A 25,613-nucleotide genomic window follows, 5' to 3' on the forward strand; every position below is an offset into this window, starting at 1 on the left:
ATCAGTTCAGCTGTTTCTGCACCGTCGCCGTCAGTTCGCTAAGCGAAAAGGGCTTGGGCAGGAAGACCGCGTTCGGAACCGGCGGCCGCCCATCCTGAAAGACATCCTCGGCATAGCCCGAGACAAACACCACCGCCGTGCCCGGCCGCGTCTTCAACGCCTCGCGCACCCAGGTCGGCCCATCCATTCCGGGCATGATCACATCGGTGACAAAGGCATCGATTTCCAGCGCCGTATCCTCCAGAAGACGCAGCGCCTGTTCGGCATTTTCGGCCTCGAACACGGTATAACCCCGTAGCTTCAGCGCCCGGGACGCAAACGCACGCACCGGCGCCTCATCTTCGACCAGAAGCACGCTGGCCGTTGCCCGCGGTTGGCTTGCCACCGGCGCGGGCCGATCCGTGACCTCTTCCGGTTCGGGGGTAGCCAGGCGGTCATGGGCCGGCAGATAGATGGTGAAGGCCGTGCCCGACCCCAGGACCGAATCGACAAAGATATAGCCCCCGGTCTGCTTCACGATGCCGTAGGCGGTGGACAGGCCAAGCCCGGTTCCCTCGCCGGTGCGCTTGGTGGTGTAGAAGGGTTCAAAGATCTTGCCGAGGCGGTCGGGCGCGATGCCGGTGCCTTCGTCGGTCACGGTCACCAGCACATAATCTCCCTTGGGCACCGAAGCACGGTCCCGCGCCAGATCCTCGGCCAGATGAGAGTTTTCCGTCTCGATCCGGATCTCGCCGCCGCCGGGCATGGCATCGCGCGCATTCACCACCAGGTTCATGATCACCTGTTCAAGCTGGCGCTTGTCGGCCCGGATCAGCCGCAGATCAGGGTCGTGGCGCAACGACAGGCGGACCTTTTCGCCCACCAGACGATTGAGCAGATGGGTCAGGTCGGACAGCGTGTCGCGCAGGTCGATCACCCGCGGCTTGAGGGTCTGCTTGCGCGAAAAGGCCAGAAGCTGCCCGACCAGGCTGGCGGCGCGGTTGGCGTTCTGGCTGATCTGGTCAAGATCGGCATAGTCCGGATCGCCCTTGTCGTGGCGCAGCATCAGCAGATCGCAGTGGCCGGTGATCGCAGTCAGCAAGTTGTTGAAATCATGCGCGACACCGCCGGCAAGCTGGCCGATCGCCTGCATCTTCTGGCTTTGGACGAACTGCGCCTCAAGCGTCTTGAGCTGCGTGGCATCCGACAGCACCGCGATCAGGCCCGCGCGCCCGTCCTCAACCACCCGGCTCAGCGAGACCTGCAGGAACACCTCTTGATCGCCGCGCCGCGCGCGCAACACCTCGGGGCGGCTTTCCAGGCGGCCGGTCAGCGCATCTGCCACCCAATCCTCAACCGGACGGCCCAGACCTTCGAACAGGTCGGCCAGCCGCGCATCCGGGGCGATCTGGCCCAGCAGGCCGCGGGCGGCGCGGTTCACCGCCAACACCTCCCCCCCCGCCGCAAGCCGCATCAGGGCCACCGGCAGCGCCTCGAACGAGGCCGGATCATGGGCCGAGGCGCGCCCGGTCGCCATCGGCAAAAGATAGATTTCACTGCGTCCGCCCGGCCCTTCCAGTTCGGCCGCCACCGCGCGCAGCGGGCCCGAGGGGGTCATGATCTCATGCTCTTCGCCCGACCGCAGCGGCAGTTGCACAAAGATGCGGTCCAGTGTGCGCACCCGTTCGCCCACCAGCCGGCGCAGCGCCTCATTCATGAACAGGACCGTGCCGGTCTTGGACACCGTCAGCATCGGCAGGCTGATCGTTTCCGCCCCGCGCCCGCCCACCGGGCGTTCGGCCATATCCTCAAGGCGCCACAGAAACCCGCCCTCGCCGATCTGATGCACCGAAAGCCGCACATGGCCGCGCCGGGTCACCATATCCTCACGCGCGGCGCCAACCGCCGCGGCTTTGGTCTGCAGCCGGTTCAGCACCGAGGCGGGATTGGCAAAAATCTCGCCAAAGGCACGCGCCAGCGTCTGGCCCCCGCGCGATCCGAACCGTTCCACCGCGGCCCGGTTCTGAAAGCCGATCTCCCCCTCGATATCGGTGGTGAAACTGGGCGCGGCATCATGGGCGACAAAGGTCGCGATCTGTTCTTGCAAACGCGCCTGCCGCAACCGAGCGTGGCGCGACAGGAAATGCACCACCCCCGCCAGCGCCAGCAACGTGCCCGCGACCGACAGCAGGATCATCCCCAACACCCGATCTGGCACCAGAACCCCTGCGCCAAGCGCGACCGCCGCCCCAACGACAAGGTAAATGCCCCCGGGAGCCAGCAGGACCGCGGCACGGGTCAGGGGCTGATTGGGGTGGACCGGATATGTCACGCGAAAAGCCCTTTGCACAGAATCGGCTTTCCGCATTGCGCGGCACAAAGATTAAAGCGCGATTAATGGAACTAATTCACAACTTATAGTTGTGTCAATCCACACGCTCTGGCCGCGTGAACAGCGCCGTGTAGAACCCGTCGCCACCATCCAGCGGGGTCAGCCGCCGCTGCGCCCCAAGGGGCCAGTGGCTGCGGGCGGCAAAGGCCGCTGCCTGATCCTCATTCTCGGCGCGCAGCAGCGAACAGGTCATATAGGCCAGCGTCCCGCCGGGGGCCACATGCGCCGCCGCCTGGTCCAGAATTGCCGCCTGCAGATCGACCAGTTCCGCCAGCCGCGCGGGCGTCAGCCGCCATTTCGCATCCGGCGTGCGCCGCCAGGTTCCCGAGCCCGAGCAGGGCGCATCGACCAGCACCAGATCAAAGCCCCCACGCACCCCGCCCGGCGGCAGGATCGTGACCCGAACCCCCGCACGGGCCGCGCGCGCGGGCAGATCGCGCATCCGGCCCGGGTCGATGTCATGGGCGCTGAACTTGCCATCCAGCTGCGCGGCCAGCGCCAGGGTCTTGCCGCCGCCGCCCGCGCAATAATCCAGAACCCGCATCCCCGGGCGCTGCGGCAGCGCATCGACCACCGCCTGCGATGCGGCATCCTGCAGCTCGACCATGCCGGTCTGAAAGGCTTCGGATTGTTGAATTTTCCGTGCGTTTTCGATGACTTCCAGCGCGGTCTTGGCAAGCGGATGGGGTTGGGTCGCGATGCCGTCGCGGGCCAGCGCGGCCTGGGCCTGCGCCAGGCTTGCCCGGCGCGGATTGACGCGCAGGAACACCGGCGCGCGGGCCTGCTGGGCGGTCATCACCGGGGCGAAATCCGCCCCAAGGCTGTCTTGCAGCTGCGGGCCAAGCCAGTCCGGGCAATCGACCGCCGCGTAGCCCTGCGCCGGGGCGCCCGCGTTTTGTTCATCCGGCGACAAGGGGGCCGGGGCATGCCGGTCGTCCGTAAAAATATCATCCGGATCAATGCCTTGCGCGCGACACCTGCCAAGGATCAGGCCGCGCCCGCTGCGCGCCCCGCCCAGGGCCGCAAAGGACTCGCGGCAGCGCAGCGCATCGAACACAAGATCGCGGATCGCCGCGCGATCGCCAGAGCCCGCAAACCGGTTGCCCCGCGCCCAGCCGATCAGCGCAGGTTCGGCCGGTTGGCCGGCCAGAATACGGTCGAGGATCTCGATCGCGGCAGCCGCGCGGGCGGCGGGCGTCACCGCCCGCCCCCTTTGCGCAAAACATCAAAAACGACCGCCATAGGATTGGAAACCTTAGCCAATCCGGTAATTGGGTGACTCGCGCGTGATCTGCACGTCATGGACATGGCTTTCCTTCAGCCCGGCGCCGGTGATGCGGACGAATTCACAGCCGCCGCGCATTTCGGCCACCGTGCGCTTGCCGGTATAGCCCATTGCCGCGCGCAGGCCGCCGACCAGCTGATGGATCACCGTGCCCGCCGGGCCCTTGTAGGGCACCTGCCCCTCGATCCCCTCGGGGACCAGCTTGTCGGAGGCCGCATCCTTCTGGAAATAGCGGTCGGCCGAGCCGCGCGCCATCGCCCCAAGGCTGCCCATGCCGCGGTAGCTTTTGTAGCTGCGGCCCTGATACAGGATCACCTCGCCCGGGGATTCGTCAGTGCCCGCGATCGCACTGCCCACCATCGCGCAGCTTGCGCCCGCCGCGATCGCCTTGGCGAAATCGCCGGAAAACTTGATGCCGCCATCGGCGATGATCGGGATGTCGCCCGCGGCCGAGCAGGCATCCATGATCGCGGTCAGCTGCGGCACGCCCACGCCCGCCACGATCCGCGTGGTGCAGATCGACCCCGGACCGATGCCCACCTTGACCGCATCGGCACCCGCGCCGATCAGGGCGCGCGTCGCCTCGGCGGTGGCGACGTTGCCGGCCACGACCTGCACGCCCGCGGCGAAGGCCTTGATCCGTTCGACCGCCTTGGCCACACCTTCGGAATGGCCATGCGCGGTGTCGATCACGACCAGATCGCAGCCCGCCTCGATCAGCGCGCAGGACCGCTCATAGCCCGCATCCCCCACGGTCGAGGCCGCCGCCACCCGCAGCCGGCCCAGTTCGTCCTTGCAGGCCTGCGGGTGCAGCACGGCCTTTTCGCTGTCCTTCAGCGTCAGCAGCCCGGTCAGCTTGCCCTTGCCATCGGTGACCAGCAGCTTCTCGATCCGGCGCGCACGCATCAGGTTGCGCGCCTCGTCCAGATCGGCCGGCTCGGTCAGCATCGCCAGGTTGTCCGAGGTCATCATGGTGCGCACCGGGGTGCGATCGTCATTGGCAAAGCGCATGTCGCGATTGGTCACGATACCGACGACCCGGCCCTGCTCATCCACCACCGGAAAGCCGGTGACGTTGAAGCGGTCCTGCAGATCCTTGGCATCGGCCAGCGTTTGATCGGGGCGCAGCGTGATCGGGTTGAAGACGATGCCGCTTTCAAAGCGCTTGACGCGGCGGACCTCGGTCGCCTGCTGATCCACCGTCAGGTTGCGGTGGATCACCCCGATGCCGCCTGCCTGTGCCATGGCAATGGCCATGCGCGCCTCGGTCACGGTGTCCATCGCCGAGGACAGCAGCGGGATGTTCATCCGGATCGATTTGGTCACATGGGTCGAGACATCGGCCTCGGACGGCAGCACCGAAGATGCGGCCGGAACCAGAAGAACATCATCAAAGGTGAGCGCCTCGCGAATCTGCATCGGGGTCCTCCGGGACTTGCATTCGTTTGGCGGTTCCCTGTTTCACGCAAATGCCGCGATGGCAAGCCCTCACGCAGCGACGGCGCCGGTTTTTGCGGCCAGCTGCCCCTTGGCCCAAAGCTGCAGCACCTTGGTCGCGATGGCCGGAACGATGATTGAGGCCGCCGCCAGCAGGATCCCGCCGGGGATCAGCCAGACCCCGCCAAGCGCGATCCAGAACCCGGCCGTGGCCGCCAGCGGAAAGGTCAGCGCGCCCCACAGCGGGCTGAACCCCGCCGCCAGCAGCCAGCGCAGCCGCACCAGGGCCGCGGCCAGGATCAGCACCGACAGGATCCCCAGCATCCCGGCGATGCCCTGCGCGTCAAACCCGATCGCCACCGTGCCCATCAGCGCCGCGGGCGCCAGGTGGATCGCCATCAGCGGGCGCAGCGGCGCGGGCACATCGGCGCGCGACAGCTGCTGCAACGAGATCAGCCAGATCCCCGAGGCCGCCGCCAGCGCCACCCAGAACAGCGCCGAACCCAGCCCCGCATAGCCCAGCGGCTGCGCGGCCAGCGCGGTGACGATGACGCCGGTAAAGCTCAGGTGCCAGACCGGGGTGACGCGGCGCTGTTCCGCGGGGCCGGTGGCGAAGACGAACAGAATCGCCCCGATCAGCGCGCCCTGCAGCGCCAGCGCGATCCAGAACACCACCCGCGCCGCGCCGGGCGCGACCGGCCCCAGCAGGACCGAAAACATCAGCCCCGCCAGCACCGCCGCCGCCAGCCCCGCCCGGCCCGGCAGGATTTTCAGATCCGCGATCGCCACGCCGGGCCTGCGCATCATCTTTGCCGCATAAGCCACGAAGACGAATAGGAAAAGCAGGGCCACCGCCCCGGCCAGAAGATCGGCCAGACCGGCGGGGATGCCAAAGCCCCCGACCGCCCGCCGCCACCCCAGCGCCAGCCCCATAAGCCCAAGCACCGGCGGAAAGATCGCCGGTGGGGTGCGCTGCCACAATCCGGGCGGGGTTACGGGTTTCACGGTCAGGTCGGGGGGAAGGGTCATGCGGGGGCTCCGGGTTGATCTGCCTTCTTTTCGCCCAAACCGCGCGCCAGTGCCAGTGCCAGCGCGCCGCAGGCCCCGCCGGTCGTCCCGCCCATCACCCCCGCCTAGCCCGGCAGCACCAGACAGGTCGCGCCAAGTGGCCGCAGATCGGCGCCCGTTCCGCATTTGAACCGCATCAGCCCCGCGCCTTGCGCCCCGTCCACATCGCCCAGATCCAGCCCCCGCACACCCGCCGCGCGCAGCCGCAGCGCGCCCTGCCACAGCAGCAACGGATGCGCGCCCAGACGCCGCCCCTCGGCCCCCGTCCAGCCAAGGTGATAGCTGGCCCGGGTGCCGTGGCGCAGAAAGATCATCCCCGCCAGCGGCGCGCCACCCTGCCAGACCCCCAGCGCCAGCACCCCGCCCGGAACCGCCCGGCCCCAGGCCCCGATAAACCCCGCCGGCAGGCCACGATAACCCCGCGCGCGCCGCTGCGCCGCCTCGGCCTGCAACAACCAGCCGGGGTCGCGTTCCACCCGGACACGCAGACCCGCGCGTTCGGCCGCGCCCAGCCGGTTGCGCCATTTGCCCTGCAGCCCGGCCCGCAGCACATCCGGCGCGGGTGTCAGATCCCAGATCGCACGGTGGCGCGCCGTGATCAGCGGGATCAGGCCAAAACCCGCCACCGGCTCCTCGGGCGTCACCATCAGCGGCCCGCCGCCCCGCGCCAGCACCCGCAGCCCCGCCCGGCGCAGCCCGGCATCCGGATGACCCTGCCAGACCGGGCCACGGCTGGCCAGCCGCAGCCCCGCCCGCGCCGTCAGCTGCACCCGGCCGATCACCTGGGCACCCAGCACAAGTTCCAGCCGCGCCACGCGCCGTCCCGCCGCCGCGGCCAGATCGCCCCAGGCCGGATGCTGCGCCATCGCGCCGCCCCCCGCCGCCTCAACCGCGGCCAGCCAGTCGGCGCCTTCCCCGGCAAAGGGACGGATACCAATCGCCGCCCGCCCGGTCCGGAACGCGGGGCAAGGCGGGGCGGCATGTCGGGGCGTGGTGATCTGATCCATGGCGCCGTTAAGCCATGATTCACCTAACACAGGTTTAATCGCCGCCATGACGCGCGAAAAAAACACCCGCCCCCGCTTGCAGCCCCACAAAGCCCCCGGCCCGCCGCCGCCCCGATTGACGGCCTGGGCGGCGCTGCTTGTGGCGGGGGCGGCCTCTGGCCTGTGGCTTGCGGGGCTTGGGCTTTGGCGGCTGGCACAGATTGTGATCGGGGCGGGCCAGCCCTGACCCCTGCGCCCGATTGTCCCGGGCGGGCCGAAAACGGACGCCACGTCACACCGCGGGGTTGATTGATTCACGTTTTCTTGATGATAGGCTTCATACTCAACAAGAAATCAAACACGCAGGGATGAGGATCATGATGAGACGTGTTGTGACGACTGCCAGCGCCCTTGCGCTGGCCGCAGGCGCCGCCACCGCCGGTGGGATCGAGCGTTCGACGCAATCGGTGGCGATCCTGTTCGAACAGGGCCGCTATGCCGAGGTGAACTTTGGCGCCTTTTCGCCTGATGTGTCGGGGTCGGTCGGGGGCGTTCTCAACTCGGGCGACATGGCGCTGGGATACGGCACGCTGTCGCTGGGCTACAAGCAGGCGCTGAGCGACCGGCTGGATCTGGCGATCATCTTCGACCAGCCGATCGGGGCGGATCTGAACTACAGCCCCGATGCCGGCGGGGCGACGCCCTTGGGGTTCCGGTCCTATCCGCTGGCGGGGTCCTATGCGACCATCGATTCCAACGCGATCACAGCGCTGTTGCGCTACAAGATGGAAAACAACATCTCGCTGATCGGCGGCGTCCGCGCGCTGCGCACCTCGGGTGAGGTGGCGTTGCAGGTCCGCCCGGACCCGGTGATGAACCCCGCGTTGGTCGTGCCCTATGGCATGAGCACCTCGACCGAGACCGATTTCGGTTATGTGCTGGGCATTGCTTGGGAAAAGCCCGAAATCGCCGCCCGTGTCGCGCTGACCTACAATTCCGCGATCACGCATGATTTTGACGCAACCGAAAGCTCGCCTCTGGGCGTCGGACGGACGTCGGTCTTTGAAACAGAGGTGCCGCAGTCGCTCAACCTCGAATTCCAGACCGGGATTGCCGCCGATACGCTGCTGTTCGGCTCGGTCCGCTGGGTGGACTGGACAGCGTTCAAGATCCCGCCCCAGGATTACGCCACGGTTCTGGGCGGCAATCTGGTCGATTACAGCAACGACGTAATCACCTATTCGCTAGGCGTGGGGCGCAAGTTCAATGAACAATGGTCAGGCGCCGTGGTGCTGGGCTATGAAAAGCAGAACGGCGATCCGACCGGCAACCTGGGCCCGACTGATGGCTTTGCATCCGTTTCTCTGGCCGCGACCTATACGATGGACAAGGTCAAGATCACCGGCGGTCTGCGCTATGTCGATATCGGCGATGCGACCACGCGCGGGATCGGGGCCGAGTTCACCGGGAATTCCGGCTGGGGCGCGGGCCTACGGGTTGGCGTGACCTTCTGATCCGCCCCACCGGACACTGCCAAGGCCCCGCCCCCCGGCGGGGCCTTTTTCGATCCGCTTGGCGGGCGGACGTGCACCGGCTTTGGCGCGATTGTGACCGGCACAAGATCGCGCTGGAAAGCCCCGCCGCATCGGCCTAGCGTGCCGGCCATGACCACACCCGACCGCCCCACCCCTCACCGCCCCGAACCGGCCCGTCCCGACCAGACCCGGCTGTCGCCGCGCGCCTGGGCGCTGCTGATCGGGCTTGCGGTGCTGTGGGGCGGGGCGTTCCTGTCGAACCGCGCCGCACTGACCGAGTTGGGCTTTTTCTCGATCGCTGCGCTGCGCGTGATGGGAGCGGCGGCGGTGTTGTGGAGCTATATCGCGATCCGCGGCCTGCCGGTGCCGGCCGATGCGCGGCTTTTGCCGCGCTTTGTGATCCTGGGCGGGCTGAACAACGCCATTCCCTTCGCGCTGATCGCCTGGGGCCAGATGCATATCGAAAGCGGGCTGGCGGCGATCCTGAATGCGGCCAGCGCGATCTTTGCGGTGCTGGTGGCCGCCTTGGTCTTTGCCGACGAACGGCTGAGCCGGCGCAAGCTGGCCGGGGTGGGCCTTGGCTTTGCCGGGGTGGTGCTGGCGATGGGCCCGGGCGTCCTGCGCACGCTGGACCTTGGATCGCTGGCACAGATCGCGGTGCTGGGGGCTTCGGTGTCCTTCGCGCTGGGGGCGGCCTATGCGCGCGTGGCGATCCGCGGCCTTGGCCCCGAGGTGGCGGCGGCCGGCATGCTGACGGGGGGCGCGGTCTGGCTGGTGCCGGCGATGATCCTGTTCGAAGGGGCGCCGGGCTTTGACTGGTCGGCGCCGGTCTGGGCGGGGCTGGGCTGGCTGATCCTGGGCTGTTCGGCGCTGGCCTATCTGATCTATTACCGGGTGCTGGCGCTGGCGGGCGCGGGCAACCTGATGCTGGTGACGCTGCTGGTGCCGCCTGTCGCGGTGCTGGCCGGCTGGGTCGCCTATCGCGAGGCCCTGTCGTTCAACGCCCTGGCGGGTTTCGGGGTGCTGGCGCTGGGGCTTGTGGTGATCAATGGCGGCATCGGCGGCGGGATCGGGCGCAAAACCCCGTGACGACGCGCGCGGCGCGCGCTAAACCCGGGCGCAAAGGGGCGGCCCGGGCGGTGCCAGCCCCGTATTGTGCGGGCAAGGATGGGCGCGATGATCTATTCCAACCGGAACGAATGGCTGGCGGCCGCGCGCAAGCGGGTGTTGCTGTTCGGCATGTCGGGTCTGGGCAAGACCTATCTGGCATCGATGCTGCGCGGGTCGGGCGAATGGTTCCACTATTCGGTCGATTACCGCATCGGCACGCGCTACATGGGCGAATACATCGCCGACAACTTCAAGCGCGAGGCGATGAAGAACCCCTTCCTGCGCGAATTGCTGCTGTCGGACTCGGTCTATATCGCGTCGAACATCACCTTCGACAATCTGGCGCCGCTGTCGACCTATATGGGCAAGCCCGGCAGCCAGGCGCGCGGCGGCCTGCCCTTTGACGAATACATGAAGCGCCAGAACCAGCACCGGGTCGCGGAAAAGGCCACGCTGATGGACACGACCCATTTCATCGAACGGGCCGAGGATATCTATTCCATCCCGCATTTCGTCTGCGATTCCGGCGGGTCCATCTGTGAGGTCGTCGACCCCGAGGATCCCGCCGATCCGATCCTGCGCGAATTGTCCGCGAACCTGCTGATGGTCTGGATCGAAGGGTCCGAGGCCCATACCGAGGAACTGATCCGCCGCTTCGACCGCGCGCCCAAGCCGATGTATTACCAACCCCAGTTCCTGGAACGCAAATGGGTGGAATACCGGGTGGACCGCGGCCTGAAGGAAGATGAGGTCAACCCCGACGATTTCGTGCGCTGGACCTATTCCCAGGCGCTGGCCCACCGCCAGCCGCGCTATGCCGCGATGGCGCGCAACTGGGGCATTCGCGTGCGGGCCGAGGATGTGGCCCTTGTCCGCGACGTGAAAGACTTTACATCGCTGATCGCGGATGCGCTTGCCGCGCGCTGACGCCTGCTGACCGACCGGAGAACGACCATGCCCATCACCCTGCCCGAGACGCTGCCCGCTTTCGAGATCCTCTCGAAGGAAGGCGTCATGGTGATGAGCCCGGGGCGCGCGGCGATGCAGGACATCCGCCCGATCCGCATCGGGTTGCTGAATCTGATGCCGAAAAAGATCCAGACGGAAAACCAGTTCGCCCGGCTGATCGGCGCGACGCCCCTGCAGATCGACTTTCAGCTGATCCGCATGAGCGAACATCAGACCCGCAACACCGCCGCCGAACATATGGAGGCCTTCTACCGCCCCTTCACCGAGGTCGAGGCCTCGGGCGAGAAATTCGATGGCCTGATCATCACCGGCGCGCCGGTCGAGCAACTTCCCTTCGAAGAGGTCACCTATTGGGATGAACTGACCCGCATCTTCGACTGGACGCAAAGCCATGTGCATTCCACCTTTGGCGTGTGCTGGGGGGGCATGGCGATGGCCTATCACTTCCACGGCGTGCAAAAGCACATCCTGGATCACAAGGCCTTCGGCTGCTTCCGCCACCGCAACTGCGCGCCCGCCTCGCCCTATCTGCGCGGCTTTTCCGATGACCTGCTGATCCCCGTCAGCCGCTGGACCGAGATGCGCCAGCCCGAGATCGAGGCTGCGGGTCTGACGACGCTGCTGGCCTCGGATGAAGTTGGCCCCTGCCTGGTCGAGGATGCCTGCCACCGCGCGCTCTATGTGTTCAACCATTTCGAATACGACAGTGGCACGCTGAAAGAGGAATATGACCGCGACGTGGCCTCGGGCAAGGCGATCGCCGTGCCGGTGAATTACTACCCCGACGACGATCCCAGCCGGACCCCGTCCAACCGCTGGCGCAGCCATGCGCATCTTCTGTATGGCAACTGGGTCAATGAGATTTATCAGACAACGTCCTATGAGCTTGAGAAGATTGGTCTTTAGTTCGATTTTTCTGGCGGCGACGGCGCTTGCGGGCGCCACCGCATGGCGTGCCACCGCGCGTGAGGCGGCGGCCGAGGCGGCCTATCCCCCGGGCGGGCAGTTCGTCACGGTCGATGGCCGGCGCGTGCATGCGCTGGTGCATGGCGCGGGGCCCGATCTGGTGCTGATCCACGGCGCCTCGGGATCGCTGCGGGATTTCAGCCATGGTCTGGTCGAACAGCTGGGCCGCGAATTCCGGGTGATCGCCTTTGACCGGCCCGGCTTTGGCTGGTCCGATCCCCTGCCCGGCGGCGGCACGCTGACCGAACAGGCCCGCCACCTGCGCCAGGCCGCGCGGATGCTGGGGGCGGACAAGCCGGTCGTGCTGGGCCACAGCTATGGCGGGTCGGTGGCGCTGGCCTGGGCGGTGGATGCGCCCGACAGCGTGGCCGCGCTGGTGCCCGTCTCGGCCCCCTCTTTCGGCTGGACTTCGGGTCTGCCCTGGCTTTACCGCCTGACCGCGCCGTTGCCCGGACAGGCGCTGCTGGTGCCGCTGATCACCGCCTGGACACCGCGCGCCTATCTGATGTCCGAGGTTGCGGCCGTCTTTGACCCCGATCCGATGCCCGCCGATTATGCCGACCATTTCGGCCCCGAAATGGTGCTGCGCCGCGTCAGCCTGCGCACCAATGCGCTGCAGCGCGCCAGCCTGCGCGATGAAATCGTGGCGCTGGAACCGCATTACCCCGGCCTGTCCCTGCCGGTTGAACTGATCCACGGCACAGATGATACCACGGTGGGCTTTTACATCCATTCCGAACGGCTGGCCGGTGTTCTGCCCGATGTGCGCCTGACCCCGCTGGAGGGCGTGGGCCACATGCCCCATCACGCCGATCCCGATGCGATCGTCGCCGCCGCCAAACGCGCCCATGCGCGCGCCGTGCTGGCATCGCGCGCGCCCTGAGGCCATAGTGACCGGGCAGACCACAGCCCGGAGCGCGCCATGACCAAGCCTTCCCCCGACGCCATCCCCTTTGTCGGTGACATCACCCGGTTCCTGCAGGACGAAGCCCCCGCCGACATCCGCCACGCGATCGAGACGGCCGGCAAGGATGACATCCTGACGCCCGGCTATCCCTATCGCGAAGAGATGAAGAAAAAGGACTATGCCGCGCAGATGCAGGCGCTGCAGGTCGAGCTGGTCAAGATGCTGTGGGATCTGCGCGCCACCGGCAAGCGGCTGGCCGTGATCTTTGAGGGGCGCGATGCCGCCGGCAAGGGCGGCACGATCGAACGGATACGCGAAAACCTGAACCCGCGCTCTGCCTATATCGTGGCGCTGCCCAAACCCACCGAGCGCGAGGCGACGCAGTGGTATTTCCAGCGCTATGTTGACTGGCTTCCGGCGGCGGGCGAAATCGCCCTGTTCGACCGCAGCTGGTATAACCGCGGCGTGGTCGAACATGTCTTTGGCTTCTGCACCCCCGCGCAGCGCGAACATTTCTTTTGCCAGCTGCCGGATTTCGAAAAGATGCTGGTCGAGGAAGGCATTACCCTGGTCAAGCTGTGGCTGAATGTGGGCCGCGCCGAACAGCTGCGCCGCTTTCTGGCGCGCGAACGCGACCCGCTGAAGCAATGGAAGCTAAGCTGGATCGATGTCGAGGGGTTGCGCAAATGGGATGCCTATTCCCAGGCCATCGGCGAAACGCTGGCGCGCACCGACACGGCGCATGCGCCCTGGACGGTGATCCGCGCCGATGACAAGGCCCGCGCGCGCATCGCGGCGGTCCAGACCGTTCTGAATGCCGTCGATTACGCGAAGAAAGACGAAAAAGCCATTGGAAAGGTAGACAAAAAGATCGCAGGCAGCATCAGCCTTTGGGACGCGTGACCCCCGATCCTGTCACATCCGCAGCGCGGCCGGGGCACTGAGCGGCAAAGGGGCGCCCGGTCGGGCGCCCCAGAGGGCCGGGCCTAACCCGACCGCCCGATCAGAACCGGAACGAGGCGCGCATGCCCAGCGTCGTCATGTCGCCATCCACGCCCGTGCCGTCGAAATCGTCCGCCCAGTGGCGCAGAACCTCGGCGCCCACGGTCCAGCTGTCATTGAGCGCGTAATCGGCGCCCAGGCCCGCGAAATAGCCGGTGTCGGAATAATCCGTCCCTGCGACCGAGGCTTCGTAATGCCCGGCGCCGGCGGTGCCATAAAGCAGCCACTGCCCCATGTCGGCGCCGACCTTCAGCTTGGCCAGCAGCATCGAGTCGACGCTGGCATCGGGCGTATCAAGCGAGATGTCGGCGCCCGAATAGGCCAGTTCACCACCCAGCACCCAATTGCCGAAATCATGCAGATAGCCCGCATGCACGCCGCCAAAGGCGCCGCTGGCATCGTCCGATAGCCCGTCAACCGAGGCCTCGCCATAGCCAATCTGGCCACCGGCATAGAACCCGGTCCAGTCACGCCCCGCCACAACGACGGGCGCCGGCGCGGCCACCACAGGCTCGACCACCGGCGCGGTATACCCACCCGCCAGCGCGGGCGTCATCGCGGCCAGCAGCCCCGCGCCTGCGGCGCCAAAGCCCAACAGCATCGTTTTCGCAGCAGATTTGCGCATGTCCCATATCCTTCCACTTGGTTTCAAGGGTCGTTCCCCTTGCATGACAAACGCCTGACGCGGGAAACGGTTCCCCAGATATAGGATACGCGGCACGCGATACGACCCTGCCCGCCGCCTGCCCCGGCCCGGTCGGCCGGGTTTTGCCCAGACCCGATCACAGCCGGCGAAATCTGGCCGATTCCACGCGCTCTGGACAGTGGCGCGGGCCCGCGTCACAGATATGTTAAGTTTTGTGGGGAGGAGTGATCATGAAACTGACAGAGGTTCGCGCCATCGTGACCGGCGGCGCATCGGGGCTTGGGGCGGCGACCGCGCGCCATCTGCGCACCGCCGGCGCCGAGGTGACGATTCTGGACCGGGACGAACGGCGCGGCGCCGCCCTGGCCCAGGACATCGGCGCCCATTTCGCCCCGGTCGATGTGACCAATGCCGGCAGCGTGTCGGGCGCGCTGACCCAGGCCAAGGTCGGGATGGGCACGATCAACGCGGTCATCAACTGCGCGGGCATCGTCACCGCCGAACGCGTTGTGGGGCGCGAAGGGCCGCATCAACTGGAAAGCTTCCGGCGCACGATCGACATCAACCTGACCGGCAGCTTCAACGTGATCCGGCTGGCGGCGGCGGAAATGGCGCGCAATCCGGGGCCCGAACGCGGCGTCATCGTAAACACCGCCTCGGTCGCGGCCTTTGACGGGCAGAAGGGCCAGGCCGCCTATGCCGCGTCAAAGGCGGGGATCGCGGGCATGACCCTGCCGCTTGCACGCGATCTGGCCAGTCAGGCGATCCGCGTCTGCGCCATCGCGCCGGGGCTGTTCGCCACGCCGATGCTGCAAAGCCTGCCGCAAGAGGTGCAGGACGCGCTGGCCGCCGATGTGACCTTCCCGCGCCGGCTGGGCGATCCGGCGGAATATGCCGAGCTGGCGGCCTTCATCCTGCAGGCCAGCTATCTGAACGGCGAGGTGATCCGGCTGGATGGCGCGCTGCGGATGCGCTGAACCGCGCCGGGCGGGCGGGTGACCTACAGGTCCTGCCCGCTCAGCCGCCGGGCGGTGGCGGCGCCCAGATCGCGCGACACCTGCACGAAAACCGCATCGAACCCCGCGAAAACCGCCGCCATCAGCGCCCGCCCCGGCGCCGATGCGCTGAAATCGCCATAGGCGGCCAGTTCCGCGTCACTCAGCGGGTGATAGGCCAGGAACAGATAGCCCGACAGCCACTGCGCCATTTCGGCGCGCACCTCGGGTTCCTGGGCGCGCACATCGGCCAGCATCTCGGCCTCGGAAATCGCATAGGGAAAGGCCCCGCCCGCCGCCATCGCGCGATAAAAGGCCAGGTTCGCATTCAGCCCGCCCGCCACGTTCGGCTCGATCAGATCGGCGCGGTCGATGAAATCGCGCACCGCCAGCGCGCGCCGGTCACCCTGGTCCAGCGCCGCGTCAAAGGCCGCGCGGGCCGCCTCTTCCAGGTCGCGGTCCAAAAGCGCGCGGCGCGTTTCAATTTCCAGCGTGATGACGCGCCGACCAAGGTCCGAGCCCAGAAACCCCTCGATCGGGCGCAGGTCCAGATCGCCAAGTGCCGCGGCAAAGGCCGCCTCGAAGACCGGGCGCAGCCGGTCGGGCGCATTGATCGCCGCGACCTGCCCGCGCCACAGCGGATCGGGCCCCTGTTCAAACAATTCCTCCGCCAGTTCGTCGCCATAGACGACAGCTTCGTCGCGCAGGATTTCAAACAACGCCTCGGTCTGCAAAAGCCGTGCAATCTGCGCCGCATCGGCCCGCGCCGGGGCCGCCAGGACCAGCAACGCCAGCATCAGGATACCGCAACGCGACACCGTTCGGGAAAGCACAGCGGACAGCATGACCAGACCCTTTCGCACCCTTGCGCAGCCCTTTCAGACCTACCCTTCCCCTGCCCGATTGCCAAGCCCGCAGACCCGCCGCGATGTGCGATCCGCGCGACGCGAAAAAGGGGTTGCAAGCCCCGCAACTCCGCTATAAATCCCGCTGCATCGACGACCCCTGATCGCGGAGAGGTGGCAGAGTGGTCGAATGCGGCGGTCTCGAAAACCGTTGTCGGTTTGCGCCGACCCAGGGTTCGAATCCCTGTCTCTCCGCCACTCTCGCTGGGTGCGGCGCCAAGAAAACCTCATAAAAACAATTACTTTCCAAACAATCCGAGAGTTCGGAGCGCGAGAATCCCGAAATTTGCTGCTCATTTTGCTGCTCAATTCGCTGCACGGACCCATTGCGGGGTTCGCAGGAAGGGTGGAAGATGAAGCCCATGTCGCTCATTCGTCGCAACCACTCGCTCTACATCCGCAAGCGCGTGCCGCGCCGGTATCAGCATGTCGAAAGACGGGATTACGTCTGGATCTCGCTCCGCACCGATTCAGAGGTGGAAGCGAAACAGAAAGCCCCGGTGGTCTGGGAAGAAATGCTCGCCGCCTGGGAGGCCAAGCTGGAGGGTGCGGTCGCCGAAGGCGAGGACCGGATCGCCGCCGCCAAGAACCTCGCGGCCAAGCGCGGCTATCGCTTCCTGCACGCCAAGGAAGTGGCCCGCCTGCCCACGCATGACCTCTTGGAGCGGGTCGAGGCGGTGAAGAACTCGAAGGGCAAGATCGACCTGCTGGAAGCGGAGGCCCTTCTGGGCGGCGCGGAAGCCGGTGACGTGACCGTCACGGCCGCGTTGACGGCTTTCTGGAAGGTCGGGGCCCCCAAGACGGCAGGCAAGAGCGAGGACCAGATCCGGCGCTGGAAGAACCCCCGTATCAAGGCGGTGGCGAATTTCATCAAGGTGGTCGGTGACAAGCCCATCGACCAGATCACCACGCCCGACCTGTTCGAGTTTCGCGGGTGGTGGTGGGACCGGATAGAGGACGAGGGCCTGACGCCGAACTCCGCGAACAAAGACTTCATCCACCTGACAAGCATGTTGAAGGTGGTGGCCCGCGCCAAGGACATCCCACTTCACTTCAACACAGATGGCCTCGCCATTGACGAGGGCAAGAAGAACACGCGCCCGCCGTTCTCCACCGACTGGATCAAGGAAAAGCTGCTGGCGCCAGGCGCGCTCAATGGGCTGAACCCAGAGGCCCGCGGCATTGTTCTGGGGATGATCAACACCGGCGCGCGGCCATCGGAGCTCGCAGGCTTGCTGCCGCATCATATCGTGCTGGACACGCCCGTTCCTTACATCGACATCAAGGCCGAGGGTCGAAAGCTGAAAACGCCTCATTCGGAACGGCGGATCCCGCTAAGCCTCCAACTTTTCTGCCGCGTCCGCAAGGGTCAGGAACCAGTGCTGGTTAAGGCATTCAGCGCGGAACCTGCCGTTGAACGCCTCAATGAAGGCGTTGTCGGTCGGCTTGCCCGGGCGCGAGAAGTCGAGGACCACCCCGCGCTGATAGGCCCAGAGGTCCATATCGCGCGAGACGAACTCGCTGCCTTGGTCGACCCGAATCGTCTTGGGATAGCCCGCTGTGCGGCACACCCTGTCGAGCGTTGCCACGACATCTTCGCCGCGGTAGCTGTAGCGCACATCGAGCACTGGCACGTGGCGTGAGAACGTGTCGACCACGGTCAGGACCCGCAGCTTCTTACCCGTCGCCAGTTGGTCGTGCACGAAGTCCATCGCCCAGAAATCATTCGGCCCGACGGCGACAGCTCGGTCATCGCGCAGCTTTGCCTTCACCCGCCGCTTCGGCGTCTTGTGCCGCAGCTGCATGCCCAACTCCTTGTATATGCGATAGACTTTCTTGACGTTGATACCCCAGCCTTCACGGTCCAGCAGGACATGAACGCGCCGGTAACCATACCGCACGCGCGTCTCGCAGATCTCCCGGATCCGCTTCTCCACGGCAGCCTGATCGGTGCGGCGGGATTGATAGTGGAACGTCGAGCGGTCGAACCCGATGGCCCCACAAGCCTGCCGGATCGACACCGCCCAATCGCTGCACATCCCGCGAACAAGTTCGCGCATCCGACCAGGATTCAGATCTTTCGACGACGGACACATCTACCGGCCCAATCCTAAACTGGAAAATCCCAACCCGGATCGGTCCAGAGAACGGGAAGCAGGTCACCGGTCGCGGCTGGATGAAAGCCCGGTGGCAGGTCAATCAGATCACAGCTATTTGGCGCGTTAAAAGGGGTTTAGATTCAAGTCTCGTTCTTGCCGCATTGCCTGAACATGACGGTTAGCCGTTGCGCTGAGAAAGACAATCAAGTGAAGCTTGATTCACCGAGATACAGTCTGTGCGTGCCAGTCGTGTCGCTCCGGGTCATTCGGGAGATCAAATCGCGAAGCTTGATCACTGCATCCGATGCAACATGTGGCAGCGTAATAAAGACGATCTTCCTGCTGCCGTCCAAACTCCAAGGACTTAACTGTTCGGCTTGTGATGTCGACGGCCGCGCAGGATCATGGGGGTACACTAATACACCCCAGGAGTTTTTGCGCTCTGGAGCAGTGAACCGGCCGAGATATGCTGTCATTTGGTAAAGATCATCACGCTGTGGTCCATTCGGCGCTGAGGCGGAAGGATGCAATGACTTGTATTTCGCATCAGCAACCCCTCGAATCTTGCCTCCTTCATGCAAGATCGCATCCGGGATTAGCGTGCCCAAACCCTGACCAGTGACGTCACTGTGTATTAGCTTCTTAGTGGCCGTCTTTTCTCGGCTACCGTGCGTCACGGCAAGCGGTGCAGCGGCCTTGCGCATAATGCTGAGCACGTACATCTCCCACAACTCGGCCACATCCAGCAAAACTCCCGTCGTCTCTCCACTTCCATTAGTGTCGGCCGCAAGGCCTCGGCGGTTTGCAATCTGCCGGGAAAGTTCAGCGATGGGCGCAAAACCCGCCGTGATCGGCGTGTAACGAATCCGATCGAGTTGGGCCTTCGTCGGCACTTGCGGGCGAGGACCAGTAATGGACGATAGGTTTGAGATGAGTTCTTTGGCGCGTGCCGGCATCCATTGCTCATCCGGCACGCCAAGCCACCGGCGGAGTACCTCGTAGGCAGCAATGATCGCAGCTGATGCAGAGTGATTCAACGAACGCTCCGAACGGACAGACACGACCTGACCGCCGCCTGTCGCGATCAACCGAAGCGACGCAGGAACATCAAGCCGCCCACGAACCATCGGCCCGGTTATGGCAACGTCACGGCGGAGTGCCGGCAAACCATGCCGGGCGGCATCGACAAATCCGCGCACCCAAACAAACGCCAGAAGTTGCGCAATGAACGATTCGTTTTCCTGCAGCCGCCCTGGCGAGTCTGTGAGTACCACCGCCGTCGCCTCGAATAGCCAGTTCCGCAGCGTTGCTAGTCCAAAGCGCGGCTCGATGGTCAGACTGTGTCCCTCGAAGGAAAGCGACCCAACGTATCGGCCTGCCCACCACGTCCCATCCCAGGCGCAGTATGCGATCGGCTCCTCCTCATCACGTTCGCCGGAGATTGGAACGACAAGTTCTGCAGCGTGTACATGTGTTACCAACCGGCGAAGCCAAGCAGCTTCCGCTGCCGTTGGTTGTGGAGTGAATGGCGAGCAATCCCTTGCGAGAAGTTTCACTCGGCCACCTCTGGCTTGAGAAGGACTTTCGCGAGCCTGTTAAGCTCCGCATTACGCGCGCTCGAGTCCAGCCCGGCGAGGTACTGCTCGATCAAGGGGCGAAGCGACAGGTTCCATACCTGCTCAACTGGCTCGAGGGCTTCGCCCTTCTTGTTCCAGAGGTAATTGTGCTTGCGCGTTGGCCGTGAGCCAAGAAAATTACGCAAAAACACGACCACATCAAGCAGGTAAGTATGCCCAATCTCGTACTGTGAGCCGAGAAGCGGGCTGTCGTGGATCTCCCGGTTCAGTACCGCTGCCGCAGCGGCTAGTTTGCGGAAGTCAGGTTCGATGCGACCCCAATCCAGACCTGACTTCAGATCCGTCCATTTAGCCTCCGCAGCACCGATGAGTGCTTCAGCGTCAAACGGGCACGGCAACCACAAGAACCGGCGGCGCAGCGCGAAGTCGATCTGCTCGATAGACTGGTCGATCAGGTTCATAGTCCCGATTACGAATAAATCATCGGGGATGCGCAGCTTCATCGCAGCCCCTTTTCCATCGCGAGCGGGAAGTTCTATGGTTTGATTTCGGTCCTCCAGCAAGGAGAAACATTCGCCGAGCATCCGGCTCAAATCGGTTCGGTTCATTTCGTCAAGGATTAGGACATGCGGCAGCCTCTCCGCACGGGGCTGTCGCTCAATATCGTCAATTAACTGAGGGAGATAGCCTGCTCGATATTCGGTTCCGCCGCTGTCCGAAATGTGAAGAGCTCGAATGAAATCCTCGTAGCTGTACGCCGGGTGCAGCTGCAATCGATGGACGTTCTTCTTGATAGCATCAGCGACAGTTGATTGAGACTGGAAGTACAGAGCCGGCCCCATTTGATTCAAAGCAGCAGACCGGATGACCCGCTCGGACAAATTCTTGGCCCGGAATGTCTTTCCAGTTCCCGGGGGGCCGTAGAGAACGATCTGCTTCTTGTGCTGAATGATCTCCAAAGGCGCGCCGGCGGACACGCCTTCGCTGTCATCGTACCACGCCTCCACGAGAGGCGACCAATAGAAGTCAAGCTGCTTGTTTGGCAGCAGCTTCCCAAGCTCTCCTCGAATAACCAGAATCGCTCGGTCTTCATCCTCCTCCTGCGAACCAACCAACCCATGGAAAGCCTTGACGACTCTTCGCTTGTGATTCCCACTGGCGATGCGCTCGAACTGGTCCGGGAATAGTAGATGCAAAAGCATGTGCCGCAGTTGTTTGGCCTCCGCATCCTCGATGCTGTCGACTAGCTCCTGAAAACCCCAAGGATCTGCCGCCAGCGAGACCTGCTGCTCTTTAGGCAACCTTTTCCACGCAATGACGAGATCAATCAGAAACCCAATCTCGAACGGTCTGCGGGTGTTGTAGCCCTGGCCGCCGCTTCCAATCCCGTGGGAGAAGGCATTAGAAATCAAGTGGTTCTCAGACAGACTGTCCCCAGCCCAGCCAAGGACCTCGTTCACGACCTGCCGCTTGCGCGCGCCGCCCACATTGGACGGGAACAGGAAATAGACGCACAGGATCTCTGCGGCCAGACGAATTACCTCCTGCCCCGCATCGCTGATCTGATCTTTGAATTTCGCGATGAAGGACCGGTCGCCCTCGTCGGGGGAGGCGACAAACGCTTTGTGGATGCCGTCCAAGACATCCGGACGCCAGACGGAAGCGTCTTGGAATAGCAGAGATCCATCGTTCAGGAGGCAATTGGCACGGAAAGCATCCGCTGCCTGATAGATCCTGCTGGCGTCGTGTCCCGAGTAGCGTGCCATAGTCTCTCCATTCCTATCGGGATTTCACAACTCTTGCGCCGACTGTAGCGGTTTGGCTCGAAGACAGGAACCTGCCTTCTGATTCGCGAGGGCCATCATTTCACTTCTCACCTGCGATACGGTCCCTGCGCAGGCATTTGCTGATTTTCCTTTTCGCATTCAATATCAATGTGTTCGTTTATCATCTCGTTGCATTTCGCACTGTGGAAGCCAGACGACCCGGAAGCTGCTCCCATGCCCAAACTCACAAAGCGCATCGTCGACGCCGCAGAGGCACAACCCGCCGAATACTTCGTCTGGGACAGCGACATCCCTAGCTTTGGGCTCCGAGTGCTGCCGAGCGGGCGCAAGGGATACGTCGTGCAATACCGCGCCGGGCGTAGGTCGCGACGAATCAGCCTTGGCCCAAGCACCATGCTGACCTGCGAACAGGCGCGCATCCGCGCCATCACCATCGTGGCCGCGGCGCGCACGGTCGCCTCCGTCCCTGGCGGCGTCGACAGCACACTGGGCGTCGAGAAATCGCTGCGGGGGCCGACTCTTTGGGCTGCACTCTACCTTTCCGCTGAACGGTCTGCCGGCACCCGGCCAACGGTGATGATCTCGCTGACATAGAACGTAAATTCTTTCGCCGAGAATTGCGCCGCTTTGCTCGAGGCTTGGCTCGAAGCAGAAACGCGCCTTCCCAACTACTGGTCGGTCGCCGATGACGATCCTCATTGGCAGAACTACCTCGCGGCGACAGAGGACTATTTCACCAAGGAGTCGTTCGAATATCGTCTACTGGTCCATGGGATTGCTGTCCATCATGGCCAGATGCCGAGCCTTCTGGCGCGTCGGCTAAAGGTCTCTATTGATCGCGGAAATGTTCGGGTGGTGATCGCGCCCTCGACCCTGTCCGAAGGCGTCAACATTCCGGTGAACACGTTGCTCATCCCGAGCGTGCATCGATACAACAACGTACTCACGGTCAATGAGTTCTCGAATCTTATCGGGCGCACACGGCGGCCTGGTGTCGCAACCGAACCCATCATCAATGCCCGCTTGGAGAGCAAACACTTGATCTGAAGCGAGTTCTAGGCAAATTCAACCGTCAACTAACAAGCCACTTGGAGAATTTCGGGTTAATGGGAGAATCTGGTCTATCTCTTCTTCGCCGACGTAGATCGAATGAAGTGAAACAGGTTAAAGAACCTGTTGCTGAGGCGTTTGGAGACGCTCAATCCGATGAGCCACAGGCAGCCCCAGAGCCTGATTACACGTTTTGGCTTGCGACCAAAAAAATCTCAATAATTATAATACTAACAACCTTAACAGTTTTTGGTCTCGTTTGTTCGATATCGTTACTCACTTGGGTGCCAGATGTAGATCAATGGTTTGTCGAGATATTGCACCACAGGTCGATCATTACTCACTCAATTTTATTACCCCTTGTTGTGATGCTAATTCTGCCACCAAGATACCGTCTCGCTGCCGCTATAACATTTTCTGCTATTGGCATTCACCTTTCTGCCGATCTCTTGTCGCCCTCTGTGGCGTATGGGGCCATTTGGCTTCCTGAACCATTTAAGATGAGCATAGGTGTTTTTTCGAAGCCATGGATCGCGCTTAACGCTGGATTTGCCTTTTTTTTTCGCCTTTCGATCGGGGGGAGCTAAATATTTTATTCAAATTGCAGTGGCTGTACCTCTTGCAGCATTAATCTACGCCAACGGGAATGAAGATGATATAGTTGCGTTTTGGATTTTTACGATCATCTTCGGGCCGTTTTGGCTGTACTTCTATTATAAATTTAGAAATCTCGACACTGTACTGAAGAATATAAAGGAGATCTCTTCGAGGCGCCGCTTGGAAGCGGAAATAAGGGCGGAGGCGAGGCAGACGCGCATAAAGGCCTTAGGGAAATACTGGCGCGTGAAGTTGTTCGCAGGACTTATATGGTCAATCTTCCTGATTGTCTTATTGATCCCGTTGCACATTTACAGAAACCCAAAGAAAGTCTTTGCTATAATTTTTCTAGGCGTGATGTCGCTCGGTGGAATTTACCTGATCGGTTTGAGTGGTGGCGGGTCAGGTGTAGCAGCTGTAGTGGTTGGAGCCTCTGAAGTAGCTCATGGCGTCGCGGAAGGTGGCAACTGGGTCCTGCACTCATCAGGTGGATACATTTTGCAGAGAGGAGGACGTTTCGTGGCAGGGACCCTGAGAGAAACTCTCCCATAATTACACAGTTCATCCTGAACAAAGGGCTCAGGCCGGTGTAACTGCCTGATACCGGTCGTTTCGCGATCCTCGAGCAGCCAACAGGGTGTCCGTCATCAGGGCCCATGGAACAGTTTAGCATGATTGCGTAGCGGAGGGTTTGCGGTCGCGTTGTTGCGTTAGTCTGGTTTGAGACGTGATGCCCTTTTCCCCGTTGCTGTGACCCCCGATAACTCCTCCATCTGATGCTAGAGTCCGGCCCAAGGAGAGGACCGGACCATGAAGCGATCGAAGTTCGCGGAAGAACAGATCATCGGCATCCTGCGGGAGCAGGACGCGGGAGCGAAGACAGCGGAGCTGTGCCGCCGGCACGGGATCAGCAGCGCGACGTTCTACGCCTGGAAAGCCAAGTTCGGCGGGATGGACGTCTCGGACGCGAAGCGGCTGAAGGCGCTTGAGGAGGAGAATGCCCGGTTGAAGCGGCTCTTGGCGGAGTCGCTGCTCGACCAGGCTGCGCTGAAGGACCTCCTGTCGCGAAAGTGGTAACGCCCGCCGCCAGGCACGAAACCGTCGCGATCCTCGTGGAACGCCACGAGATGAGCGAACGGCGGGCGTGTTCCGTGATCGGCGCGGACCGGACCTCGATCCGATACCGCGGCCGACGCCCCGATGATCAAGACCTGCGCGAGCGCCTGCGGGCGCTGGCGTCCGAGTGGCGCCGGTTCGGTTACCGGCGGCTGCATGTTCTGCTGAGGCGGGAGGGCCATGTCGTGAACCGCAAGAAGACCCAACGGCTTTATCGCGAGGAAGGCCTCTCGGTGCGCAAGCGGTAGGGGCGGAAGAAGACGACGGGCACCCGGGCGCCGCTCCTGACGGTGGCCGCGCCGAACGCGCGCTGGTCGGTCGACTTCGTGCATGACCAGTTCGCCCAAGGCAGGAGGTTCAGGATCTTCAACGTCATCAACGATGTCACGAAGGAATGCTTGGCGGCCGTGGTGGACACCTCGATCTCGGGCCGTCGCGTGGCGCGGGAACTGACGGCGCTGATCGCCCGGCGCGGCAGGCCCGGCCTGATCGTCTCCGACCACGGCACCGAGTTCACCTCGAACGCAATGCTGGCCTGGAGCGAGCAGGCGGGCGTGCCCTAGGGTAATCCCCCCCGAAAGTAAGGGGCTGCATAAGTAGAATTTTCTCGGCAAGATGAACGAGGAGATTCTGAATGAAGACAAGCAGATACACTGAGGCGCGGATCCTCGCGATCCTGCGGCAGGCCGAAGGCGGGATGCCGGTTGCCGAGCTGTGCCGTGAGCATGGCATGAGCAATGCGTCGTTTTACAAGTGGCGGGCGAAGTATGGCGGCATGGACGCGTCGCTGATCAGCCAGATGAAGGCCATTGAAGAGGAGAACCGGCGCCTGAAGCGGATGTATGCGGACCTCAGCATGCAGGCCGATCTGCTGAAGGAGGCCTTGGGAAAAAAATGACGCGGCCATCTCAACGCCGCGAGATGGCCGAGAAAGCAGTGGCGCGCCACCAGGTCAGCATTGCGCTGGCCTGCCGTGCTTTTGGCGTCAGCGAGACCTGTTATCGCTACAGCCCGAAGCTGAAGGACGAGAACGAGGAGATCGCGGATCTGCTGGTCGGTCTGACGGACGCCCGCAAGACCTGGGGGTTTGGCCTGTGTTTCCTGCATTTGCGCAACGTGAAAGGCCATCCTTGGAACCACAAGCGGGTCTATCGGATCTATTGCGCGCTGGAGTTGAACCTGCGGATCAAGCCGCGCAAACGGCT

At 63.8% G+C, this 25,613-nt stretch carries 21 protein-coding genes, 1 tRNA gene and 4 pseudogenes; 16 read left to right on the plus strand and 10 right to left on the minus strand.

Translation table 11 applies throughout. The features are described from left to right. Window position 1: 1 nt before the first annotated feature. The 5 genes from MXB90_RS03325 to MXB90_RS03345 all read right to left on the minus strand — a co-directional run bounded on the left by MXB90_RS03325 (window position 2) and on the right by MXB90_RS03345 (window position 7,168). Window positions 2-2,347: an ATP-binding protein gene (locus MXB90_RS03325; RefSeq protein WP_462982203.1), complete on the minus strand. Its 2,346-nt coding sequence runs from the start codon at window positions 2,345-2,347 to the stop codon at window positions 2-4. A gap of 58 nt (window positions 2,348-2,405) precedes the next feature. Continuing rightward, window positions 2,406-3,572 (minus strand): RsmB/NOP family class I SAM-dependent RNA methyltransferase, encoded by a 1,167-nt coding sequence (locus MXB90_RS03330; RefSeq protein ID WP_250041046.1) that lies wholly within the window; start codon window positions 3,570-3,572, stop codon window positions 2,406-2,408. 54 nt (window positions 3,573-3,626) lie between these two features. Further along, entirely contained in the window at window positions 3,627-5,075 is a 1,449-nt protein-coding gene (gene guaB / locus MXB90_RS03335) for an IMP dehydrogenase (protein WP_250041048.1), read from the minus strand. A 69-nt stretch (window positions 5,076-5,144) separates the two neighbouring features. Next, window positions 5,145-6,122: a TDT family transporter gene (locus tag MXB90_RS03340; RefSeq protein WP_250041050.1), complete on the minus strand. Its 978-nt coding sequence runs from the start codon at window positions 6,120-6,122 to the stop codon at window positions 5,145-5,147. A 104-nt stretch (window positions 6,123-6,226) separates the two neighbouring features. Continuing rightward, window positions 6,227-7,168 carry a GNAT family N-acetyltransferase gene (locus MXB90_RS03345; protein WP_250041052.1) on the minus strand — a complete coding sequence of 314 codons (942 nt, stop codon included), beginning with the start codon at window positions 7,166-7,168 and terminating at the stop codon, window positions 6,227-6,229. Window positions 7,169-7,214: 46 nt separating this feature from the next. Here MXB90_RS03345 and MXB90_RS03350 point away from each other — a divergent pair, with 46 nt between their 5' ends. From MXB90_RS03350 to ppk2, 7 genes are all read left to right on the plus strand, one after another. Beyond that, window positions 7,215-7,394, plus strand: coding sequence for a hypothetical protein (locus tag MXB90_RS03350; RefSeq protein WP_250041053.1), 180 nt, complete (start codon window positions 7,215-7,217; stop codon window positions 7,392-7,394). 133 nt (window positions 7,395-7,527) lie between these two features. After that, window positions 7,528-8,661, plus strand: a complete 1,134-nt coding sequence (locus MXB90_RS03355; RefSeq protein ID WP_462982206.1) for a hypothetical protein — start codon at window positions 7,528-7,530, stop codon at window positions 8,659-8,661. A 150-nt stretch (window positions 8,662-8,811) separates the two neighbouring features. Then, entirely contained in the window at window positions 8,812-9,771 is a 960-nt protein-coding gene (locus MXB90_RS03360; RefSeq protein WP_250041055.1) for a DMT family transporter, read from the plus strand. 87 nt (window positions 9,772-9,858) lie between these two features. Beyond that, window positions 9,859-10,719 (plus strand): ATPase, encoded by an 861-nt coding sequence (locus tag MXB90_RS03365; RefSeq protein ID WP_250041056.1) that lies wholly within the window; start codon window positions 9,859-9,861, stop codon window positions 10,717-10,719. A gap of 27 nt (window positions 10,720-10,746) precedes the next feature. After that, complete coding sequence (locus MXB90_RS03370) at window positions 10,747-11,667, plus strand: homoserine O-succinyltransferase (RefSeq protein WP_250041057.1); 921 nt, start codon at window positions 10,747-10,749, stop codon at window positions 11,665-11,667. Continuing rightward, window positions 11,642-12,610, plus strand: coding sequence for an alpha/beta fold hydrolase (locus MXB90_RS03375; RefSeq protein WP_250041059.1), 969 nt, complete (start codon window positions 11,642-11,644; stop codon window positions 12,608-12,610). Before MXB90_RS03370 ends, MXB90_RS03375 begins: the two co-directional genes overlap by 26 nt. A gap of 39 nt (window positions 12,611-12,649) precedes the next feature. Further along, entirely contained in the window at window positions 12,650-13,537 is an 888-nt protein-coding gene (gene ppk2 / locus MXB90_RS03380) for a polyphosphate kinase 2 (protein ID WP_250041061.1), read from the plus strand. Window positions 13,538-13,637: 100 nt separating this feature from the next. Here the strand turns inward: ppk2 and MXB90_RS03385 are convergent, their stop codons facing one another. Continuing rightward, entirely contained in the window at window positions 13,638-14,261 is a 624-nt protein-coding gene (locus MXB90_RS03385) for an outer membrane protein (RefSeq protein ID WP_250041064.1), read from the minus strand. 251 nt (window positions 14,262-14,512) lie between these two features. Here MXB90_RS03385 and MXB90_RS03390 point away from each other — a divergent pair, with 251 nt between their 5' ends. Beyond that, on the plus strand, window positions 14,513-15,259 hold the full coding sequence (locus MXB90_RS03390; RefSeq protein WP_250041066.1) for an SDR family NAD(P)-dependent oxidoreductase: 747 nt from the start codon (window positions 14,513-14,515) through the stop codon (window positions 15,257-15,259). A 23-nt stretch (window positions 15,260-15,282) separates the two neighbouring features. On the opposite strand, the gene MXB90_RS03395 is transcribed toward MXB90_RS03390, so the two are convergent. Beyond that, window positions 15,283-16,122, minus strand: coding sequence for a DUF2059 domain-containing protein (locus MXB90_RS03395; RefSeq protein ID WP_250041068.1), 840 nt, complete (start codon window positions 16,120-16,122; stop codon window positions 15,283-15,285). 168 nt (window positions 16,123-16,290) lie between these two features. Between MXB90_RS03395 and MXB90_RS03400 the strand changes: the two genes are divergently transcribed. Both MXB90_RS03400 and MXB90_RS17795 read left to right on the plus strand, forming a co-directional pair. Beyond that, window positions 16,291-16,380: transfer RNA gene (locus MXB90_RS03400), tRNA-Ser, on the plus strand. Window positions 16,381-16,544: 164 nt separating this feature from the next. Then, window positions 16,545-16,706: pseudogene (locus MXB90_RS17795) on the plus strand (DUF6538 domain-containing protein); the annotation flags it as partial. A gap of 816 nt (window positions 16,707-17,522) precedes the next feature. Here the strand turns inward: MXB90_RS17795 and MXB90_RS03405 are convergent. From MXB90_RS03405 to MXB90_RS03415, 3 genes and pseudogenes are all read right to left on the minus strand, one after another. Then, window positions 17,523-18,263, minus strand: a pseudogene (locus MXB90_RS03405) (IS3 family transposase); the annotation flags it as partial. A gap of 221 nt (window positions 18,264-18,484) precedes the next feature. Then, window positions 18,485-19,837, minus strand: a complete 1,353-nt coding sequence (locus tag MXB90_RS03410) for an McrC family protein (protein WP_250041070.1) — start codon at window positions 19,835-19,837, stop codon at window positions 18,485-18,487. Continuing rightward, window positions 19,834-21,624, minus strand: coding sequence for an AAA family ATPase (locus MXB90_RS03415; protein WP_250041080.1), 1,791 nt, complete (start codon window positions 21,622-21,624; stop codon window positions 19,834-19,836). Before MXB90_RS03415 ends, MXB90_RS03410 begins: the two co-directional genes overlap by 4 nt. Window positions 21,625-21,858: 234 nt before the next feature. Between MXB90_RS03415 and MXB90_RS03420 the strand changes: the two genes are divergently transcribed. From MXB90_RS03420 to MXB90_RS03445, 6 genes and pseudogenes are all read left to right on the plus strand, one after another. Beyond that, entirely contained in the window at window positions 21,859-22,239 is a 381-nt protein-coding gene (locus tag MXB90_RS03420) for an Arm DNA-binding domain-containing protein (RefSeq protein WP_250041082.1), read from the plus strand. Window positions 22,240-22,272: 33 nt separating this feature from the next. Next, complete coding sequence (locus tag MXB90_RS03425) at window positions 22,273-22,692, plus strand: hypothetical protein (RefSeq protein ID WP_250041084.1); 420 nt, start codon at window positions 22,273-22,275, stop codon at window positions 22,690-22,692. 107 nt (window positions 22,693-22,799) lie between these two features. Then, complete coding sequence (locus MXB90_RS03430) at window positions 22,800-23,282, plus strand: hypothetical protein (protein WP_250041086.1); 483 nt, start codon at window positions 22,800-22,802, stop codon at window positions 23,280-23,282. A 19-nt stretch (window positions 23,283-23,301) separates the two neighbouring features. After that, window positions 23,302-23,844 (plus strand): hypothetical protein, encoded by a 543-nt coding sequence (locus MXB90_RS03435; RefSeq protein ID WP_250041088.1) that lies wholly within the window; start codon window positions 23,302-23,304, stop codon window positions 23,842-23,844. Window positions 23,845-24,102: 258 nt separating this feature from the next. Continuing rightward, window positions 24,103-24,965 (plus strand): annotated as a pseudogene (locus MXB90_RS03440) (IS3 family transposase); the annotation flags it as partial. Between the two features lie 77 nt (window positions 24,966-25,042). After that, window positions 25,043-25,613: pseudogene (locus MXB90_RS03445) on the plus strand (transposase); the annotation flags it as partial.

Origin of the sequence: Phaeovulum molybdatiresistens (genome assembly GCF_023544865.1) — a bacterium.
In the GTDB taxonomy this organism is placed as follows: domain Bacteria; phylum Pseudomonadota; class Alphaproteobacteria; order Rhodobacterales; family Rhodobacteraceae; genus Pontitalea.